The organism is Pseudomonas sp. DTU_2021_1001937_2_SI_NGA_ILE_001 (assembly GCF_032463525.1).
Classification (GTDB): Bacteria; Pseudomonadota; Gammaproteobacteria; order Pseudomonadales; family Pseudomonadaceae; genus Aquipseudomonas.
This window is the reverse complement of record NZ_CP135971.1, coordinates 5,069,247-5,088,320: the sequence shown is the minus strand read 5'-3', so window position 1 is coordinate 5,088,320 and position 19,074 is coordinate 5,069,247. Positions and strand designations below refer to the sequence as shown.

Here is a 19,074-nt window from a genome sequence, read left to right as displayed (position 1 = left end):
AGGCCTGCATGGAGGATTACATTGAGCCTCTACTACTTTATATAAGACCATGCGCGGGCCTCTATCTATTTGGATGGCTAGCCAAGTGTAACTGTGTCGAAAGAAAATACGGCCCCATCAAATACTGGCTTACCATCTTTTACAACATCCTCGCCTGTGCCTTACATCTATTTTTCTTCCTTATTAGCGGCGAGAAGTCCACATTCCTCTATGTTGGATGGCTGGCGCTGCTGATGGTCTTGTTGCATATCCATTTGACTATCGTCGTAATCCGCAGCAAATCCTGGTCGATCCTCAACCATTTCGACCCCCGCATGTGAGGTGCCTGGCGGCCAGCCGTGGTGGATTGCTTGCGGCTGAGGCGCCTACCAGTCTCCCGTGAAGGCCCTCGAGGCGGCAAGGCCCTCAAGCCTTGCCGCCCTTTTCGTCAACGGCTGAACCGCTCGGCCAGGCTGTGCAGGTACTGCGCCATTTCTTCCAGTTCGCGACTGATGTTCGAGCCTTGCTGGGCCTGGGCGGCGCTCTGGTCGCAGAGTTGCGCGATGCGGGTGATCTGCTGGTTGATGTTCTCGGCCACGTGGCTCTGCTCTTCCGAAGCGGAGGCCATCTGCTGGCTCATGCCAGTGATGCGCGTCACCGCCTTGCTGATGCCGTCCAGCGCCTGTTGCACGGCTTCGACGCTGGCCACGCTTTCCTGGGAGATCTGCTCGCCACGCGCGGCGGTGGCCACGGCGCGGTCGGCGCCGTCGCGCAGGGAGGTGATGATCTTCTGGATTTCTTCGGTGGACGACTGGGTGCGCGAGGCCAGCGAGCGTACTTCATCGGCCACTACCGCAAAACCGCGACCCTGTTCGCCGGCGCGGGCGGCTTCGATGGCGGCGTTGAGGGCCAGCAGGTTGGTCTGCTGGGCGATGGAGGTGATGACGTCGACCACACTGCCGATGGACTGTGTCGAGCCCGCCAGTTCGCCGACCGCGTGGCCGATTTCGTTCACCGAATTGGCCATGTGGCGGATCGCGAGCAGGCTTTCGTCGGCCAGGTTACGGCCCTTCTGCGCCAGCTCATCGGCCTCGGTCGCCGCGTGGGCGGTGCTTTGTACGTTGTGGGTCACTTCCTGGATGGTCGCGGCCATCTGGTTGATGGCGGTGGCCGACTGTTCGGTTTCGTTGCGCTGCTGGTCCAGCGAGCGCGCCTGCTGCACCGAGAGCTGCGCAGACTGGCCGGCGCGCTGCTTGACCCCTTCGCCGGTGTCCACCAGGCGTGTCAGGGCGGTCTGCAGGCGGGCTTCTTCGCTGATCATGGCCAGGTCCAGGCGCGCCTGCGGGCCACGGTTGTCGCTGTAGGTCAGGGCCACCAGCGGGCTGGTGAAGGCCTTGGGATGCTCGTCGAGGGTCTTTTGCAGGCTGCGACGGTGACGCACTTCCTGATAGGCCGCCAGAATCAGCAATACGGCGAGCAGCAGGAAGGTGAAAAGGAAGTCGCTCATCAGGAAGTTGCCCACCGCCAGCACCGCCGTGGCGACCACGATGGGCAATTGCCGCGACAGGTGGAACAGCGTGCTACCCAGCAGTGAAACCGCCGGCTTACCGGCGCGCAGTCGCGCGTACAGGGCTTCGGCGCGGCGCACCTGGTCGCGGGTCGGCAACGAACGCACCGACTCGTAGCCGACCATGCGACCATTTTCGTACACCGCCGTGACGTAGGCGCTGACCCAGTAGAAGTCGCCATTCTTGGCGCGGTTCTTGACGACGCCCATCCACGGTTTGCCCTGCTTGATGGTTTCCCACATGTGGGCGAACACCGAGGGCGGCATGTCGGGGTGGCGCACCAGGTTGTGCGGCTGGCCGACCAATTCTTCACGGGTGAAGCCACTGATGCTGACGAAGGCGTCGTTGCAGTAGGTGATGTGGCTGTTCATGTCCGTGGTGGAAATCAGCCGTTCGTTGGCAGGAAAAGTCCTTTCGTTCTGAGTGACCGGCATGTTCAAACGCATCGACTGCAACCTCTCCTGATGACTGAGGATATTCCTGCTCGCCTGGAATCTGCTGCATAAGGGCGCCTGGCCACCTGCTGCACCTAAAAATCAAGCGTAGCGAAGAACAATGAGTGAGCAAGTCGTCGTCCTGCGAACCCCCGCGATTCGCCGCTCAGCTGCCAAGGGTGCTGGCAGCTCGGCTGCATCACACCACGGTGGGCGACAACAGACTGAGTCATAAGTTTCTCGGCAGGTTCGATGGCAGCATAAGTAGCTATTTGATGGCCAAGCTCCCTCCTTTAGTCGAAATGTGCGCCAGTTCTGTGTTTTTTCGTCGTTCTCGGCCTGCGCGGTGACCCGTGCAGGCAATTGAGGCACAGTACGGGATTTCCCCGTCGCAGGTTTTGCCATGCCCACTCCACGTCGCTCAGTTCTGATTGCCCTGGCCCTCAGCGCCACCCTGCTGCTGCCGGGCCTGGCCCAAGCCGAGAAGCGGCACGCGCCGGCCAAGGGTGGCCCGACCGTCTCGCTGTTGAGTGGCAAGCTGAAGTTCAGCCTGCCCACTGGGTATGTGAAAGGCGAAATGCCGGAGATCGACGCCAAGGCGAAGGCCGAAGGTGTCAGCGGCGCGATGTACAGCCTGCAGGCCGAACAGCGCGTACTGATCGTCACCCAAACCCCCAACCCTACCGGTGTCGAAGCCGCCGACAACGATACCCAGGTGCTCGACGAATTGAGCGCTGCGGCACTGAGCCAACAGGGCAACAGTTATCAGCAGTTCCAGAAGACCGGCGAACGACGCGTGCTGAAAAAGAATGGCCTGGGTATTCGCCAGTTCGACGCCGAGGCCACCCTGGGCGGTGCGAAGGTGCTGACCACGACGCTGGTGGCGGCCTCGGGCAATCGTTCGGCGGTGCTGAACCTGATCTCCAGCGCCCGAGACCCGGCCGGCCACGCCAAGCTGCTGGCCCGCGTGATCGGCCGATAGCCTCAAAGCCGCTTGCCAGCGGTCGCGCCAAGGCACGGCACAACGCTTTGGACATTACGCCATTTATCCGACGAGGCAGCCGTGATCCTGGAGATGCTGGATAATGGCACTTTGCCCTTCCCCTCTACCTTGCGATAGGCGCACACTGCAGTCGTCAGTCGCTCAGGCGCCTTGTCGTTGGTCGGGCAACACGCGAACAGTGAACCGCCGTCATGAAAACCCTCAACGCGGAAAATACCGGCAGAGGCTTGTCCTTCGCCAAACGCATCTACCTGCCCCGCTGCATCGGGCTGGCGGTCGGCTCCGTCTCCGTGGGCGCCTGCATGCTCTCGATGGGTGTAGCGCAGTGGGTATGGGTCCTGCTGTTCCTGCATGCGTGGATCTGGCCGCATCTGGCTTTTCAGCGCTCGCGGCGCAGCGGCCACCCCTACCGGGCCGAGCTGCACAACATTCTGCTGGACGCCTTCATGGGCGGCGTATGGCTGGCCATGCTCGGTTTCAGCCCGGTGGCCACGGTGAGCATCACGGCCATGATCGCCATGCAGAACATCGCCGCCAACGGGGTACGCCTGCTGGTGCGTGGCCTGGTGGCCAACGCAGCCGGTGCCCTGCTGTGCTATGCACTGCTCAGCCCGCCCCTGCGCCTGAGCAGCACGATGAGCGAGGTCTATACCTTTCTGCCGTTGCTGGTCATCTACCCGATCTTCATCGGCTGGATCAGCTTTCGGGTGGCGCTCAACCTCAGTGAACACAAGCATCTGCTCAGCCAGATCTGCCGCACCGACAGCCTCACCGGGCTGTTCAACCACGGTTCCTGGAAGGACCTGCTGGAGCTGGAGTTCGAGCGCAGTCAGCATCGGCATCGCGACAGCTGTGTCGCCCTGATCGACATCGACCACTTCAAGGCCATCAACGACCGCCACGGCCACATTGTCGGCGACTCGGTGCTCAAGGCCATGAGCCAGGCCCTGCAGAGTACGACGCGCCACACGGATTTCGCCGGTCGCTACGGCGGCGACGAATTCTGCCTGATCCTCCCCGACACTCGCCTGGAACAGGCGGTGAATATCCTCGAGCGCTTGCGCTCGCAGATCGAACAGCGCTCCGATGCGCTGCTCCCGGACCTGAAAATCAGCCTGAGCATCGGCGTCGCCGTGCGCGAGCCGCGAATGACAGATGCCGGCATGTGGCTGCATACCGCCGACAAGGCGCTTTACCAGGCCAAGAGCACCGGGCGTAACCGGGTGGTCAGCGCCGTTGCCGATGTGCAGACCACTCAGGCATTGCCGGTGGGGGCCTGAATCGCACCGGCTTTCTTCAGGAGGGTACTGATGCTGTGCCGTGCCACCAGCACGGCCATCGGCTGACCGAGTTCCAGCGGCCCGTAGATCTGTTCTTCCTGCTGCAGATGACGCAGCTGTGCCTCACGGTAGCTGGCCGGGTAGATGCAGCGTTCAATCGGCAGCAAGGCATCGAAATGCTCCAGCAGCCCGCGAAACACCAGGCGCCGCTCTACGGTCTTGCGTGTGGTGTCGATAAGCCGGGAAAAGTAATGGGTGTCGTGCTGGCGCAGGGTAACCAATGCCGCATACCGCTCGATGAGGGTGAAGCCGGCCTGCTCGTCATAGACCATGCAGCACAGCCTTTCACGGCTCAGGCCGCGATAGGGGTTGGGTGCCGGCGGGCGCAGGCGCTGATGGCCGAAGACGAAACTCAATGCCTTGTCGGCCCGGGTGCGCAGCTCACGGCTGCCCAATTCGGCCAGGTCATCGAGGGTCGGCGCCTGGCGGCCAAGGGTTTCGAGTTCCTGCACCAGCAGGGCGAACTGCCCGCGAGGTCCGATCAGCCTCGCATGCTGGGCTTCCAGCCGGGCGCGGGGCAAGGCTTGCTGCTGCTGCGCCAGTGCCTGGTAATGCGCTTGGCATTGCGCCTCGCTGAAGCTCTCCAGCGGCCTGTCCACCGCCTCCTGTGCAGCGCCTCGGCGTTCGTGCAGTTCACGGAGTTCGCGGTCTGTGGTGATATGAAACTTCATGGTGGTGAGTATCCCTGGCATCGAAAAAGTGTCGGCAATATCGATCTTTCACGCCTGGAATCTTCCAGGCGTGGTGAACGTTTTTATAAGTACAGAGCGCCGGCGCAGACGTGCGCTCCGGGCCAGTTAATTATGTAAGGCTTGGGCCGGGATACAATCCGACAGATGTAGGGGGTCAGTGCATGGGGGGTGAAACAAGTCGACAAAGATGGCAGGCGATCAACTGGCTGCGGGTCTTGACCTGCCCCTTGCGCAACAAGGCGGAAACATGGTCTCGCACGGTATAGCCGCTGATGCTCAGCTGTTCGGCGATCTGCTTGTTGGTGAGCCCCTGCAGCAGCAGCCCGAGGACTTCTCGCTCCCTGCTCGTGACGTACATGATGGTTCCTCTGTTAAATGACGCACGCATGCCGCGAGCGTGTCAGACACTTCCTGATTTGTAGTCCCTGACGAGCCGGCCGTTTTTCGACAGTCCCGATCCATCCATTTTTATCGCGCAGCCAGGCAGGGATATTTCGCACAATTATCGACGTGCAGTTATCACCCCGCCAATTAAGGATGATTCCTACAATTACTTGAGACATCTCTAGCAATACTTATTTAAATGTCTTACACAGCCAAACTAACGACGCACGCTTAGTGCATAAAGGCGATAGAGTAATGGCAGTTCGAGCGAGAAAAGTGCAACGAGCGCAAGATAAACTTGCGCCCGCTCAATTACAATCCACTGTTACATTTGGATCCAGCGGCTTTCATTCATGCCCTCCGAACAGTTTGCGCGCCCGCTCCTTGATTTCCTCGGGGCTGACATCCTGCTTGTGGGTGGAGATGAACCACAGGTGGCCGAACGGATCGCGCAAGGCACCGGAGCGGTCGCCATAGAAGTGGTCCTTGACCGCGTTGACCTGCGACACCCCTTCTTCATCCATGGCCAACTCGAAGGTGGCGTCGACATCCTGCACGTAAAGGTGCAGGCCCACCGATGACTTGCACGGGCTGTCGGGGTGCAGGGCCAGCGGCGGGCTGCTCAGGGCGCCCTCTTCGCAGGGTTCGCTGAGCATGATCCGGGTATCGCCGATGTACAGCTCTGCATGCCCGACGCGGCCGTCCGGGCGGTCGAGGCGGAACTCCAGGCGCGCACCGAACACGCGCTCGTAGAAATCGATGGCAGCATTGCCGTCGTGCACGCCCAGGTACACGGTGACGGTATGAAAGTCCTCGGGGATGGGTCTGACGCTCATGTCTTCTCTCCTCTGGCCCAGCCAGCTCAGGATTGCAGGTCGAACAGCGCCTTGCCGCTGGCCATGTCAAAAGGCGCCGAGAAGTACTCATCAATCACCCGCAGACCCGTGCCGACGTGCGGCACAAGTCATGTCCTTCAAGCGTAGACGGCAGTAGCGAAACGGGGACAGCCGGTCATCTGCCGGCTGTCCCCTGGCAGGTCATTTGCCCAGGCAGGGGCTCTCGGCGAGGTTCTGGCGGGCGCCATACACGGCCGCAGTGGCCAGGCCCACAGCGCCCATGACCAGGCTGTAGGCCACGCAGATCCAGGGGCTCCAGGGCATCAGGCCCACCAGCAACAGCGGTGTGATGCTGGCCCAGAGGGCATAGGCGATGTTGTAGGTGAAGGAAATGCCCGAGACGCGGATGCGCGCCGGGAACAGCCCGACCATCACCGACGGCACCACACCGACGATGCCACAGGCCAGGCCAGCAATGGCGTAGGCCAGGCCTGGGGCCAGCCACTGGCCGATCAGGCTGGCGTAAAGCACACCGATGCCCACGGGCAGCAGCAGGCTGTAAAGCAAGACGCCGCGCCAAGCGCCCATGCGGTCGACCAGCAGGCCGGCCAGGACGCAGCCGATGTTCAGGCAGACGATGCCCCAGGCACTAAGGGCGAAGGTTTCCCCGGCAGCGAACCCGAAGCGCTGCTGCATCACCGTAGGCGTGATGACCACCAGCACCACCACGGCGGAGGTCAGCACACAGGTCAACAGTGCCGCCGGCAGCAGCGACTGACGATGGTCACGCAGCACCTGGCCCAGCGGCAGGCGCTTCATGTCTTCGCGCTGGGCATGCAGGGCCATGAACACCGGGGTCTCGCTGAGCCAGCGGCGCAGCCATACGCCCACCACACCGAACACCCCGCCCAGCAGGAAGGGAATGCGCCAGGCGTAGTCGAGAATCTCGGCGGGACTGAACACCCGGGCCAGCCAGGTGGCGGTCAGGGCGCCGAGCAGGTAGCCGAAGGTCAGGCCAGCCTGCAGCACACCCAGGGCATAGCCGCGATGCCCGGCCGGGGCATGTTCGGCGACGAACACCCAGGCACTGGGCACCTCGCCGCCCACCGCAGCGCCCTGCAAGACGCGCAGGCCAAGCAGCAGCAGCGGCGCCCAGAAGCCGATCTGAGCATAGGTGGGCATCAGGCCGATCAGCAGGCACGGCAGGGCCATCAGCAGAATGCTCAGGCTGAACACCCGTTTGCGCCCCAGGCGGTCGGCGAAGTGGGCCATGAAGATGCCGCCCAGCGGCCGGGCCAGGTAGCCGGTGACGAAGATCCCAAAGCTTTGCAGCAGGCGCAGCCACTCGGGCATTTCCGGTGGAAAGAACAGCTGGCTGAGGGTCAGGGCGAAAAACACGAAGATGATGAAATCGTAGATTTCCAGGGCCCCGCCCAGCGCAGCTAGCCCCAGGGTCCGGTAGTCGGAGCGGGAGAAAGGCTGCGGGCGTGGTCGTTGGTTGGCCGTCATGGGCACCCCGATGTGACAGTTTGAAGGCGCGCGCAGGATAACACCCCTGCCCGCGATAGCACGCCCGGCGGGTGCCGCCGCCTGGAAAAGCATCCCGGCTGAAGCCAATACCGGTCAGTTAGACGCTCTTCGGTCTTTGTTGGAGCGAGCTTGCTCGCGAAAAGCGGGCAAAGTCGCTGAATTTGCTGTGAACGTGACGCCGCCTTCGCGAGCAAGCTCGCTCCCACGGGCTAAAGCCGCTCCCACCGGGTGACACATGCCGCTTGAGCGAAGGGTATGGCCTCCAAAGCCTAGAAATTCACCGTAGCCGACAACTGGGCGGTGCGTGGGGCGCCGGGGAACAGGTAGTCGTCACCCAGGTATTCCCCGACATCGCGCCAGTAACGCTTGTCGAACAGGTTGTCCACCGACAACCGCCATACGGTGTCGTAGCCGCTCAGCCGCGTGCTGTAGCGGGCGCCGGCGTTGAACAGCGCATAGCCACCGGCTTCGACCTGCCCTTGACGGTCGGCGTACTTGGCGGCGCTGTACTGCACGCCACCGAGCAGCGCCAGGCCGGGCAGCGGCAGGCTGTAGTCGGCCTGCAGGCTGCCACGGTAGCGCGGCACATTGAGGGCCTGGTGGCCTTCGTAGGTTGCGGTGCCACTGTCCTGCACCCGCGCGCGAATGGCGGCGACGCTGGCGGCGATCTGCAGGCGCTCGGTGAGGTGGCCGTTGGCGCCCAGCTCCAGGCCGACGTTCTTCTGCTCACCCTGTTCGACATAGGTGAAGGTGCCGTCGCCCTCCGGCCGCGCGTACTGGTAAGCCTTGCGGATCTGGAACAGCGCGGCCGTCAGGCTCATGCGCGACAGGTCGTACTTGATGCCCGCCTCCAGCTGCCGCGATACGCTCGGCGCGAGGATCTCGCCGGCATTGTTGGTGAACCACGCTGCCGTGCCGCCTAACGCCAACCCTTTGCTGTAGCTGGTGTACAACGACAGGTTGTCCTGCGGTTTGTAGATCAGCGCCGCCTGGGGCAGTACCAGCGAGCGGCGGGTGTGGCGCAGGTCGCTGCCGTCCTCGCGCCAGGCCTGCTCGTCGAGGTACACCTGGCGAGCCCCGGCGACCACCTGCCAGTGCTCGTCGAAGCGAATGCGGTCATTGACGAACAGGCCGTATTGGCGGCTGTCAAGGCGCCGCTCGGTGTGTGGCAGGGCCTTGTCGGCCAGGGCGAAGGTGTCCGGAGTCTGATAGATGTTGCCGCTGCCGACGAACTCGTTGAAGGTGCCGCGGGTATCGACGGTACGGCGCAGGGCGCTGCTGCCGAAGGTCAGTTCATGTTCCAGGCTGCCGGTGCTGAAACGCCCGCTCAGCGCCGCTTCGACCTCGTCGTTGCGACGGGTGTCGTCAGGGCTGCGATAGTCATAGATGTCGTAGTCGCCCTCGGCGCTGAAGTGGTTGGGCACCGCTTCACCGGCGCAACTGGCCGCCCCGTAGCAGCCCCAGGCGAAGGAGCTGTAGTCGTCGATCACCACGCGGCTGCGCGAAGCGCTGAGGCTGCCGGTCCAGGCGTCGCTGAAGCGGTACTCGAAGCGCCCGCCGAAGTTCAGCGAGTCGATGCCCACCGGGTTGGACCCGCTCTGGTGCCCCAGGCGCTTGCGCGGCGACGCGTCGTGCGGCAGCGCGGTGCCGCCGAGCAACTGGTAGCCGGGAACCGAGCGTTGCTCGCGGGTCTGGTACTCGGCGTCCAGTTGCAAGGTAGCGCGCTCGCTGATGTTCCAGTCCAGCGCCAGGGAGGCGAAATCACGCTGGCCGTCGGCGTGCGCCACATAAGAGCGGATGTCTTCATGGGCCAGGTTGGCACGCAGCCCGAACTGCCGCTCGGCGCCGAACCAGCCGCCCAGGTCAGTGGCGATATAGCGCTCGCCGTGCTCGTTGGTTGCCACCGTCACCGAGCGCACGTCTTCGGCGCGCTTGGTCTGGTAATTGACCACCCCGCCCGGCTCGGCGATGCCGCCCTGCAGCCCGGACACCCCCTTGAGCAGCTCGACCTGCTGTTTGTTCTCCAGCGCCACGTTCTGCTCACCGGCGATGCTGTGCCCGTTTATGCGGTAGCTGTTGCCGGCATTCAGCGAGAAGCCGCGCACCGTGAAGTTCTCGTAATAGCCCACCGGAGCATAGGCCTCGCCCACCGAAGCATCGTTGCGCAACACCTCGCTGAGCAGCCTGGCCTGACGATCCTGCAACAGCGCCTGGGTGAATACCGACACTGAAGCCGGGGTGTCGAGCAATGGCGCTGCACCGGGCCCGGCCACCTTCGCCTGGGTAGCGCGGTAGCCATCGCTGTCGGCCGGGCCGAGCGTGTCCTGGATCTGCACGGCGTCAAGGCTGAGCGGCTCGGCGGCCTGCAACGCGCAGGAGACGGCCAGCCCCAGCGGCATCAGCGGCCGGGCCAGTCGGTGCGGCATCATCATCGGCGGAAAACTCCTGGGTTGCGCGAAAGGGGCCATCTTTTACGGTCACGGCGGAACTTTTACAACCACGGCGCGGCATTTTTTCAATAAAAACCGGCCATCCCGGAAAACTTCCGTTTTAAGGATGAATTAAGTCGGCGTGGTTAATCTGGCCCCAACAAAACAACTGAACCCCTCAGTCGTTAAAGCCTCTATCACTGCAGATTCCACACAGAAGGAAATTGACCATGAAAAAATTCATGCCTGCCCTGTTCGCCGCTGTTGCCCTGACCACCGCTGCCGGTATGGCCCAGGCCGACGTGCGCCCAGACCAGATCGCCGACCTGCAGAAAGCCGGCACCATCGGTGACCTGAAGCAATTCAATCAGCAAGCGCTGAATAAACATCAGGGCTTCACCATTCACGACACCGAGCTGGACCAGAAGAATGGCCGCTATGTGTACGAGATCGAACTGCGTAATGCCCAGGGTACCGAATGGGATTACCACGTCGATGCCAAGACCGGTGAAGTACTGCTCGATAAAGAAGATCGTTGATTCGAACTTCTGCTGAAAAAGGCCAGGGCCGCCAGCGCGTCAAGCGTGGCGGCCCTGGCCTTTTTCATGTGTCGCACGCTGGCCGCTCAAGCGGCGTCTGAATGAGTGCAGCGTTATTCCAGGCCAACTTTGAGCAACTTGCCCTTGTCGTCATCGGTCAGCAGATACAGATAACCGTCAGGCCCCTGGCGCACATCACGAATGCGCTCCTTGCGTTCCTTGAGCAGGCGCTCTTCGTGCACGATACGGTCGCCCTCGAACTGCAGTCGAATCAGCTCTTCGGTGGCCAGCGCGCCGATGAACAGGTTGTGATCCCAGGCCTTGAAGCGCCCGTCGCTGTAGAACGCCATGCCGCTGACGCCAGGCGACACTTCCCAGACATGGAAGGGCTTCACCGTACCTTCGACTTCCTTACCCTGCGCTTCGGGAATCTTCAGCCCGGAGTAGTTGATGCCATGGGTTGCCAGTGGCCAGCCGAAGTTCTGCGCCCGCTCGACGATGTTGATTTCATCACCGCCCTTGGGTCCGTGTTCATCCAGCCACAAGGTGCCGCTCCAGGGGTTGAGCGCGGCGCCCTGCGGGTTGCGGTGGCCGAAGCTCCAGATTTCCGGCGCTACGCCCTTGCGGTCGACGAAGGGGTTGTCAGTGGGCACCTGGCCGTCGGGGAAGATGCGCACCACCTTGCCCTGCAGCTTGTCCAGATCCTGAGCGGTGGGCCGGTCGTTGTTTTCGCCCAGGGTGACGAACAGGTAGCCCTGGCGATCAAACACCAGGCGTGCACCGAAGTGGTTGCCTACCGAAAGCTTGGGCTGCTGGCGGAAGATCACGTTGAAGTCTTCCAACTGCGTAAGGTCCTTGGACAACCGCCCGCGTCCCACCGCCGTACCGGCATGATCGCCCTCGGCGGCGGTCTTGCCATCCCCCTCGGCGTACGCCAGGTAGACCATGCGGTCATTGGCGAAGTCTGGTGAAAGGGCGACGTCGAGCAGGCCGCCCTGGCCCTTGGCCCATACCTGCGGCACCCCGGAGAGCGCCTTGCGCTGCTTACCGTCAGGGCTCAGCAGCAACAGGTCGCCGGAGCGTTCGGTGACCAGGATGCCCTGCTTTTCCGGCAGGAAGGCCAAGGCCCAGGGGTGGTCCAGGCCCTCGGCCAGGGGGGTGACCGTCACCGAACCCAGTTCACTCTTGTAACGCGCCGTCTCGGCCGCCGACACGGTAAATGGCAAGCCGGCCAGCAGAGAGGCGCAGCAGGTGGCGATCAGGGTCTTTCTCAACATGGGCGATTCCTTATCCATTCGTAAGATCATCGGGTAGGCGTGCCACGATCCGGCGGGTTGAAGCGCGGCGTATCAGGGGGTGGCACCGGCGCCTGCTGACGGGTCGGGTAGCCATTGCGGATTCCGCCATTTTCCAAGGTCGGCGGACGTACAGTGGGCGCGGTGTTGACACCAGGGGCCGAGGGCGTGATCGACTGCGTGCCCTGACGGCTATTAGGGCTGGCGCGCTTGATCGGGCTGTTGTAGGGGTTGCCGGCGTCGGCGCCACTGCCGCTTAAGGGCTGCGCCACGCTCCATGAGGGGCCGGCCAGCAGCAACGCCAGGGCGAGGTATCGCACAAAAGGCTTCATGGTTGTCCTGCCTGCGGAATGTGAAGGGCTCAGGCGTTTGAAAACAAATGCCCGAACAGGTTCGGCCAGCCCCCCCACACTGGCAAGAGACCTGTAGTCAGGCTTTTGTAACAAGACTGGTCAGCAGGCAGAGGCGCTTCAGAACACCTTGGGCAGGCGCACGGTGAAGGTCGTCCCCTGTTCGGCATTCGATTGCACACTGATCTCGCCAAAGTGGGCACGCGCGATCTCGCGCACGATGAACAGCCCCAGGCCGACGCTACGGCTGTGTTCATTGGCGGTGCCACGCACCAGGGGTTCGAACAGTTCATCCTGGCGTTCGACCGGAATCGGCTCGCCATGGTTGTGCACCGACACACGGCTGCCTTTGCTGCCGAACCCCGAGGTCACGGTGACGTCACTGTCAGGGTTGCCATAGCTGATGGCATTGCCCACCAAGTTACTGACCACCTGGAACAGGCGGTCGGCATCCGCGTTGCATCGTCCTTCACCCTCACGAAGGTGCACCAGGCGCCGCTCTGGGAACGCCAGGCGCAGCTCTTCGACACAACGCCCGATTACCGCGTGCAGGTCGATGGCTTGCTGATTGACCGAAAGCCCCTGGCCCACTCGGGCTTGGGTGAAGTCCAGCAGGTCGGCGATCAATCGGCTGGCTCGGTCTACCGCATGGGTAATGTGCCCTGCCACACGCTTGTGCCGTTCATCTTCCACCAGCCGATCGAGCAGGCCCGAGGCCATTTTGATAGCCGTCAGTGGGTTACGCAGGTCGTGGCTGACGATACCGATCATCTGCTCGGCGAAGGTCGCGCGAATCTGCGACTCGGCATGCGCCAGACGCAGGCGGTTCTGCGCCGAGTTGAGTTCCTTTTGCGCGGCCAACTGCTGCTGCAGCAGTTCTTCGGCCAGCTTGCGCGCTGCCAGCAGTTCGCGTTCGTAGAGGTTGCGCTCTTCGGCCATGAACAGCGCCAGCTGATGGTAGGAGCAAGCGGCCCCTTCGCGACGCAGTGCATTGAGCATCATCGGCAGGTGCCGGCCATCGGCATGGATAAGCTCCAGTTTGATCTCCGACACCGAGCCACGCATCTGCAGCAGCGGATACCAGTGGGTCTGGCAGAAGATCTTGCCACCCATGCTCAGCAGGTTCTGGAAGCGCTGGCCCAGCAAGGTCTCGCGCTCGCGCCCCAGCCAGTTGCAGAAGGTCTGGTTGACCCGCTCGATGCGACCGTTGCTGGTGGTCAGCAGCATCCCGCAGGGTGCTTCGTCCAGCCAGGTTTCGGCGTCTGGCAATTCATCAGGCGGCATGAGGGCGACCCGGGCCGGCGTCGAGGAAACGCTCAATGGCCTCGGCACAGGCGTCCGGTGCGCTCATGTGCGGACAATGGCCGATGTTCTCGACCAGGCACAATACGCTGCCGGGCATGGCTGCGTGCAGGTAGTCACCGACCTCGACCGGCGCGATGAGGTCATCGCTGCACTGCAGGATGAGGCTCGGCGTAGTCAGGCCCTGTACTTCCTTGCGGTTGTCGGAGAGGAAGGTCACGCCGGCGAAATGCCGGGCGATGGCCGGGTCGGTACGGCAGAAGCTGCTGGTCAGTTCCTCTCCCAGCTCGGGCCGGTCGGGGGCGCCCATGATCGACGGAGCCATGGTGCTGGACCAGCCCAGGTAGTTGCTTTCCAGGGTATCGAGCAGCGAATCGATGTCAGCGCGGGTGAAACCACCCACATAGCCTTCGTCGTCGAGATAGCGTGGCGAAGGCCCGACCATCACATGGGCGGCCACCACGCCGGGGCGCATGCGGTCGGCCAGTACACCGATCATCGCGCTCACCGAATGGCCGATCAGCACCACCGGCCCCTCGGCGAACTGCTCGATGATTTCCAGCAGGTCCGCCGCGTAGCCTTCAAGCCTTTCATACTTGTGCCGGTAGTAGGCATGCAGGTCGGAACCTCCGCTGCCGACCAGGTCGTACAGCACGACGCGGTAGCGGTCAGCGAAACCGGGCGCCACGAAGCGCCACATGCGCTGGTCGCAGCCAAAGCCGTGGCCGAAGATCAGGGTGATCGGGCCGTGGCCCATTACCGTCACGTTATTGCGCTGTTGCAGCTGCATGCCTGGATTCCTTGACAGGGCGGCTTCTCGCGGACCACGCGTCCGACCGTGATATTGCGTTGAGATTACCACCCTTCACCTGCGCAAGCGTGCAGAATGCGTCAAGCCCACCATTCAGTACCCCCACCATGACCCGAATCTACGATGCCCGTGGCAACCGCTACGCAGTGGTCACCCCCCAGGCCCTGCGCGCCCTGGGCGTGCCCGTTCCCGAACGCCCCGATACCGCAGCGCGCGACGCTCGGCATTGGACACCCCAGGCCATCGCCGCGATCTGTGACTGGCCCACCGGCACGCGCCCGGAAGGGGCCAAGGCGCACCGTAGCGATGGCCTGCTGGTGGGGCCGTTCCAGACGCAGGCGCCCTTCGAACTGCTGATCGTCAACACCGACGGCACCCTGGCCGAACGCAGCGGCAACGGCCTGACCATCTTTGCCCAGGCCCTGACCGACAGCGGCCTGGTCGATAGCCAGGCGTTCAGTGTGCAAGTTCATCACAGCGGCATACCCTCACCCGTGCAGACCGACATCCGGCCAGGTACACACGACGGTGTGCAGGGCTTCTGGCTGGGCCTGGGCGCCCCGTGCTTCGGTCCTGACGCCGTGGCCGCTCGCGCCGAATCCATCGCGCCAGGCCAGTTCAACGACAGGCCGGTGCAGCGTGTAGCGCCGCTGGCGGCAGTCAACGCAGCCTGGGTCCACAGCCTGTTCGTGCGCGTCGGCAATCCGCATTGCGTGACCTTGCTGGCGGACGCCAGCCAGCTGCCGGAATTCGCCGCCCTGCATGAAACTGCGCTGGGCACCGCGCTGACCCGCATCGCCTTTGCCGCGGGTGCACAGGGCCGCGGCGATCCCTGCCCGGCCGGTATCAACCTGCAGTGGGCCTGCAAGCTGGCTCCGGGCGTGCTGGAGGCCAGGGTGTTCGAGCGCGGCGAAGGACCTACGGCATCATCCGGCACCAGCGCCAGCGCAGTCGCCTGCGCGGCCTGGGCGGCGGGTCTGGTCAGCGCAGGCGAGGTTCAGGTACGCATGCCGGGCGGCACCGCGCCGCTGTGCCTCACCGAGCAGAACGGGCAGTTGAGCAGCGTGGCGTTGTTCGGGGTGGCGGTGCGGGTCTGAATAACTCAGGGCGTCAGGCTGTTCTGCGCGTTTTGCAGGGCGCGGTTGACGAACTCGCTGAGCAGGTCGGACGAGCGCGCCTTCATTTCCTGGCTGACTTCGTTGTTGCGCGCTTTCAGGCGGCTTCTGAGCGTCGCGTCGCCCTGCCCTTCGTTGAGCTGGCGCAGCTCCTCGGCGGAAAACGAGTGCGCATAGGCGCTGGCCAGGTTCTGCTCCCATTGCCCTTGATACAACGGCTGCAGGCGCTGCAACTCGCTTTGCACCAGGGCTTGCGCGCGGGGCTTGCCCAGGGTGTCGACCAGGCTGGCGAACACCGCAGTACGTGAAGCCAGCTGATAGCTGAGCCAGCCCAGGCCCTCGCCCAGGTGGCGCTGCTGAACGAAGGCCAGCGCCGTGTCGTCGGTTTCATCGGCACGCACACCGCTGGTAGCCAGCCCCAGCGAGATCGCCAGGCCGGCAAGCAGGCCCGACAGGGGCATGGCTTTGCTGTCTTTCATCGCCCCTCCCTGTGGTTTGGGTCTGCGTGGGTCGCTGTGGGTCTTCAGAAGCGGCTTCGGCCGCGAAAAGGCTCCCACCGCCGTGATGAGCCTGGAGAGGCTCGGAACAATCAAGGCCGATAGGCCCTGGCCGATCTCTGAACCTAGCAGCAAAAGTCCGGAAGTGACATGTAAAAGGTCGTATCCAGTCCCGATATGCCGTTATCAGCAACGCCTGCCCGGCCAGTCGGCCCGACGCAGGCGATAGACCCGCACGCCGAGGCCGTGATAGCGCGCATTCACGAACCCAGTGAAACCGTTCTTGTGCAGCACCCGCAGCGACGCCAGGTTCTCCGGCTGCACCACGGCCAGCACCGACTCCGGCCCCGACCCGACGAACAGCCGTTCGAGCACGGCAGCAACCGCCTCGCTGGCCAGGCCACGCCCCCAGAACCCCGGAGCGAAGCGATAACCCAGCATGACTTCATCCACGCCCTCGAAGCATTCGCTACTCACTCCACAGAACCCGGCCAGGCAGCCGCTGCGGCGCTCGATCACCGCCAGCGGCCCCCAGCCCTGGCTTTGCAGGGTGTTGCGACAGTGGTCAAGAAATTCGGCGCTGGCCGCTGTGCTCATCACGCCACGCACCGAGTAGCGCATGACCTGGGGATCGGCGAGCAGCGCGGCCAGTTCGGCCAGGTCATCGGCCTCGAAGCCACGCAGCAAGAGGCGTTCGGTGGGCAAGGGGGTGAAGTCGGCAGATGCGGGCATGAGCAGATTCCGGGGTGATGATCAGCGAGCCTGCCGCTATCATGCCTGCTTTTGCCCACGCGCCCATGCCCGAAATTTCCATCGAACGCCTGCCCGACGCGTCACGACCGCTGCTGGACAAGTTCTACCGCAGCCACCGTTCGCCGATGCGCCTGCCGGCCGGCGGCCAGGCCTGGGTGGCGCGCCAGGCGCAGATCATTGGCGCGCTGTGCCTGACCCCGGTCGACCACGGCCACTGGCTGACCGGCCTGTTCGTGGCCCCCGCCTGGCAAGGCCAAGGCGTGGCCGGGTGCCTGATCGATGGTGCCCAGGCTGAACAACCCGGCCCCCTGTGGCTGTTCTGCCATCCTTCGCTGACGGCGTTCTACGCACGGCGGGGCTTCACGCTGGCGCCCGAGCTACCGGCCAGGCTCCGCGAACGCCTGGCGCGCTACCAGCAACACAAGGCGCTGCTGGCCATGCTGCGGGTCAGTCATCCGCCTGTGGATCAAGCTCGGGAAACAACACTTCGGTAAAGCCGAACTGGCTGAAATCGGTGATTCGCGAGGGGTACAGGCGGCCGATCAGGTGGTCGCACTCATGCTGCACCACCCGCGCGTGGAAGCCTTCGGCAGTCCGCTGGATCGCCTCGCCGGAAGGGTCGAAGCCCTCGTAGCGGATGTGTCGGTAACGCTGCACCTGGCCACGCAGGCCCGGCACCGACAGGCAACCTTCCCAGCCGGCTTCCAGGGTCGGCTCCAGCGGCGTGATCACCGGGTTGAGCAGAATGGTGCGCGGCACCGCTTCGGCCTGCGGATAGCGCACGCTGCGCTCGAAGCCGAAAATCACCAGTTGCAGGTCGACGCCGATCTGCGGTGCAGCCAGACCGACCCCACCGACGCTGTGCATGGTGTCGAACATGTCGTCGATCAGGGCTTGCAGCTCATGGCTGCCGAACAGGCTTTCCGGCACCGGCTGGGCGATGCGCAGCAGGCGCGGGTCGCCCATCTTGAGAATCTCGCGGATCATCGCAGTCCCTTTTTCGCAATGGTATGAGCCGACATGCTGCCACAGCTGACGGCACAATCCATCAGGTACGCGGCGCGGCGTGCGCCCCCCCTACGCCAGGCTCGTCGTCGCCGCACGCCTCCACGCCGCCATCGCCAGGTACTTTTTCGCCGCTGTCCTTGCCTTCTTGCGACATGTGCTCGATCACTGCATTCATTTCCGCCCCCAGCAGCAGCACCGCCGCCGAGATGTAGAAATACAGCAGCAACACGATGATCGCCCCGATGCTGCCGTACATGGCGTTGTAGTCGGCGAAGGTCTTCAGGTAAAAGCTGAAGCCCAGCGAGGCGATGATCCACACCACCACCGCCAGCACCGAGCCGGGAGTGATGAAACGAAACTCCTGCTTGACGTCGGGCATCACGTAATAGACCACCGCCACCACGACCATCATCAGGATGATGATCAGCGGCCAGCGCAGCAGGGTCCACAGGGTGACGATGAAGTCCTCGATGCCCAGATGCGCGGCGAACCAGTTCATCACCTGCGGACCGGTGACCATCAGCCCTGCAGCGGCCAGCAGCATCACGGCGATGCCCACGGTGTAGAGAATCGACAGCGGCAGGCGCTTCCAGATCGGCCGCCCTTCGACCACGTCATAGGCCGCGTTCATGGCGCTCATCATCAGCCGTACGCCCGCCGAAGCAGTCCACAGAGCGATGACGATACCCACCGAGAGCAAGCCGCCCTTGGACTGCTGCAACTGGTCGATGACCGGATTGACCTGCTCCAGCGCCTGGGGCGGCAGCACCAGCTCCGACTGCAGGCGCAGCCAGGTGAAGAAATCCGGCAGATGCAGGAAGCCGATCAGGGCGATGAGAAACAGCAGGAAGGGAAACAGCGAAAACAGTGCCTGATACGCCAGCGCCGAGGCATAGGTTGACATCTCGTCGTTGACGAACTCGGTGACAGTGCGCACCAGCACCTTGCCCGGTGGCAGACCACGCAAGTGGGGAAAAAACATGGCGTCTCCTTTTGCGGCCATACCCTTTCAGGGAGAAACACGGCACATCGCTGTGCAAACAGGCGTCGTATCAGTCTGACAGTATTCAACCGATGCTGTGCAATAGACCGGCAACCCCGACGGGGGTTCGACCGGCGTCAGGCAAGAAAAAGCCGGCTGTGGGCGGCAAGCACCACAGCCGGCTGGATAGCGAATGCGCGTCAGCCGCAGCGGGCGGCCAGAGGCAA

At 63.5% G+C, this 19,074-nt stretch carries 19 protein-coding genes and 2 pseudogenes; 6 read left to right on the top strand and 15 right to left on the bottom strand.

What is annotated here, in order from left to right:
* Positions 1-8 precede the first annotated feature (8 nt).
* Positions 9-320: a hypothetical protein gene (locus RRX38_RS22315; RefSeq protein ID WP_315960697.1), complete on the top strand. Its 312-nt coding sequence runs from the start codon at positions 9-11 to the stop codon at positions 318-320.
* 107 nt (positions 321-427) lie between these two features.
* On the opposite strand, the gene RRX38_RS22310 is transcribed toward RRX38_RS22315, so the two are convergent.
* Both RRX38_RS22310 and RRX38_RS25160 read right to left on the bottom strand, forming a co-directional pair.
* Positions 428-1,486, bottom strand: a complete 1,059-nt coding sequence (locus RRX38_RS22310; protein ID WP_410524928.1) for a methyl-accepting chemotaxis protein — start codon at positions 1,484-1,486, stop codon at positions 428-430.
* 225 nt (positions 1,487-1,711) lie between these two features.
* A pseudogene (locus RRX38_RS25160) lies at positions 1,712-1,918 on the bottom strand (PAS domain-containing protein); the annotation flags it as partial.
* A 466-nt stretch (positions 1,919-2,384) separates the two neighbouring features.
* Here RRX38_RS25160 and RRX38_RS22305 point away from each other — a divergent pair.
* A complete protein-coding gene (locus RRX38_RS22305; RefSeq protein ID WP_315960695.1) occupies positions 2,385-2,963 on the top strand; it encodes a polyribonucleotide nucleotidyltransferase in 579 nt (192 codons plus the stop codon).
* 212 nt (positions 2,964-3,175) lie between these two features.
* Positions 3,176-4,264: a diguanylate cyclase gene (locus RRX38_RS22300; RefSeq protein ID WP_315960694.1), complete on the top strand. Its 1,089-nt coding sequence runs from the start codon at positions 3,176-3,178 to the stop codon at positions 4,262-4,264.
* On the opposite strand, the gene RRX38_RS22295 is transcribed toward RRX38_RS22300, so the two are convergent.
* From RRX38_RS22295 to RRX38_RS22275, 5 genes and pseudogenes are all read right to left on the bottom strand, one after another.
* Positions 4,240-4,995, bottom strand: a complete 756-nt coding sequence (locus tag RRX38_RS22295) for a hypothetical protein (protein WP_315960693.1) — start codon at positions 4,993-4,995, stop codon at positions 4,240-4,242. The genes RRX38_RS22300 and RRX38_RS22295 overlap by 25 nt on opposite strands.
* A gap of 126 nt (positions 4,996-5,121) precedes the next feature.
* A pseudogene (locus RRX38_RS22290) lies at positions 5,122-5,374 on the bottom strand (helix-turn-helix domain-containing protein).
* A gap of 373 nt (positions 5,375-5,747) precedes the next feature.
* The gene (locus tag RRX38_RS22285; protein WP_315960691.1) at positions 5,748-6,236 is read right to left on the bottom strand and encodes a VOC family protein; all 489 of its coding nucleotides are present in this window, start codon (positions 6,234-6,236) and stop codon (positions 5,748-5,750) included.
* A gap of 201 nt (positions 6,237-6,437) precedes the next feature.
* Positions 6,438-7,745, bottom strand: a complete 1,308-nt coding sequence (locus RRX38_RS22280; RefSeq protein WP_315960690.1) for an MFS transporter — start codon at positions 7,743-7,745, stop codon at positions 6,438-6,440.
* Between the two features lie 290 nt (positions 7,746-8,035).
* Complete coding sequence (locus RRX38_RS22275) at positions 8,036-10,192, bottom strand: TonB-dependent siderophore receptor (protein ID WP_315962726.1); 2,157 nt, start codon at positions 10,190-10,192, stop codon at positions 8,036-8,038.
* A 233-nt stretch (positions 10,193-10,425) separates the two neighbouring features.
* Between RRX38_RS22275 and RRX38_RS22270 the strand changes: the two genes are divergently transcribed.
* The gene (locus tag RRX38_RS22270; protein ID WP_295470907.1) at positions 10,426-10,734 is read left to right on the top strand and encodes a PepSY domain-containing protein; all 309 of its coding nucleotides are present in this window, start codon (positions 10,426-10,428) and stop codon (positions 10,732-10,734) included.
* 113 nt (positions 10,735-10,847) lie between these two features.
* On the opposite strand, the gene RRX38_RS22265 is transcribed toward RRX38_RS22270, so the two are convergent.
* The 4 genes from RRX38_RS22265 to RRX38_RS22250 form a co-directional block, all read right to left on the bottom strand.
* The gene (locus RRX38_RS22265; RefSeq protein ID WP_295470909.1) at positions 10,848-12,011 is read right to left on the bottom strand and encodes a PQQ-dependent sugar dehydrogenase; all 1,164 of its coding nucleotides are present in this window, start codon (positions 12,009-12,011) and stop codon (positions 10,848-10,850) included.
* Positions 12,012-12,037: 26 nt separating this feature from the next.
* Positions 12,038-12,361 carry a hypothetical protein gene (locus RRX38_RS22260; RefSeq protein ID WP_315960689.1) on the bottom strand — a complete coding sequence of 108 codons (324 nt, stop codon included), beginning with the start codon at positions 12,359-12,361 and terminating at the stop codon, positions 12,038-12,040.
* Positions 12,362-12,499: 138 nt separating this feature from the next.
* Positions 12,500-13,663, bottom strand: a complete 1,164-nt coding sequence (locus RRX38_RS22255) for a PAS domain-containing sensor histidine kinase (protein ID WP_315960688.1) — start codon at positions 13,661-13,663, stop codon at positions 12,500-12,502.
* On the bottom strand, positions 13,653-14,471 hold the full coding sequence (locus tag RRX38_RS22250; protein ID WP_315960687.1) for an alpha/beta hydrolase: 819 nt from the start codon (positions 14,469-14,471) through the stop codon (positions 13,653-13,655). Before RRX38_RS22250 ends, RRX38_RS22255 begins: the two co-directional genes overlap by 11 nt.
* Positions 14,472-14,599: 128 nt before the next feature.
* On the opposite strand from RRX38_RS22250, the gene RRX38_RS22245 reads away from it, so the two are divergent.
* The gene (locus RRX38_RS22245; protein WP_315960686.1) at positions 14,600-15,589 is read left to right on the top strand and encodes a diaminopimelate epimerase; all 990 of its coding nucleotides are present in this window, start codon (positions 14,600-14,602) and stop codon (positions 15,587-15,589) included.
* A gap of 5 nt (positions 15,590-15,594) precedes the next feature.
* On the opposite strand, the gene RRX38_RS22240 is transcribed toward RRX38_RS22245, so the two are convergent.
* Both RRX38_RS22240 and RRX38_RS22235 read right to left on the bottom strand, forming a co-directional pair.
* Entirely contained in the window at positions 15,595-16,068 is a 474-nt protein-coding gene (locus tag RRX38_RS22240) for a hypothetical protein (protein WP_315962725.1), read from the bottom strand.
* 222 nt (positions 16,069-16,290) lie between these two features.
* On the bottom strand, positions 16,291-16,836 hold the full coding sequence (locus RRX38_RS22235; RefSeq protein ID WP_295470917.1) for a GNAT family N-acetyltransferase: 546 nt from the start codon (positions 16,834-16,836) through the stop codon (positions 16,291-16,293).
* A gap of 65 nt (positions 16,837-16,901) precedes the next feature.
* Here RRX38_RS22235 and RRX38_RS22230 point away from each other — a divergent pair, with 65 nt between their 5' ends.
* On the top strand, positions 16,902-17,351 hold the full coding sequence (locus tag RRX38_RS22230; protein WP_315962724.1) for a GNAT family N-acetyltransferase: 450 nt from the start codon (positions 16,902-16,904) through the stop codon (positions 17,349-17,351).
* Here RRX38_RS22230 and def read toward each other — a convergent pair.
* Both def and RRX38_RS22220 read right to left on the bottom strand, forming a co-directional pair.
* Entirely contained in the window at positions 17,305-17,844 is a 540-nt protein-coding gene (gene def, locus RRX38_RS22225; RefSeq protein WP_315960685.1) for a peptide deformylase, read from the bottom strand. The two genes, RRX38_RS22230 and def, sit on opposite strands and share 47 nt — an antisense overlap.
* Positions 17,845-17,905: 61 nt before the next feature.
* The gene (locus RRX38_RS22220; protein WP_295470920.1) at positions 17,906-18,847 is read right to left on the bottom strand and encodes a YihY/virulence factor BrkB family protein; all 942 of its coding nucleotides are present in this window, start codon (positions 18,845-18,847) and stop codon (positions 17,906-17,908) included.
* Positions 18,848-19,074: the final 227 nt, after the last annotated feature.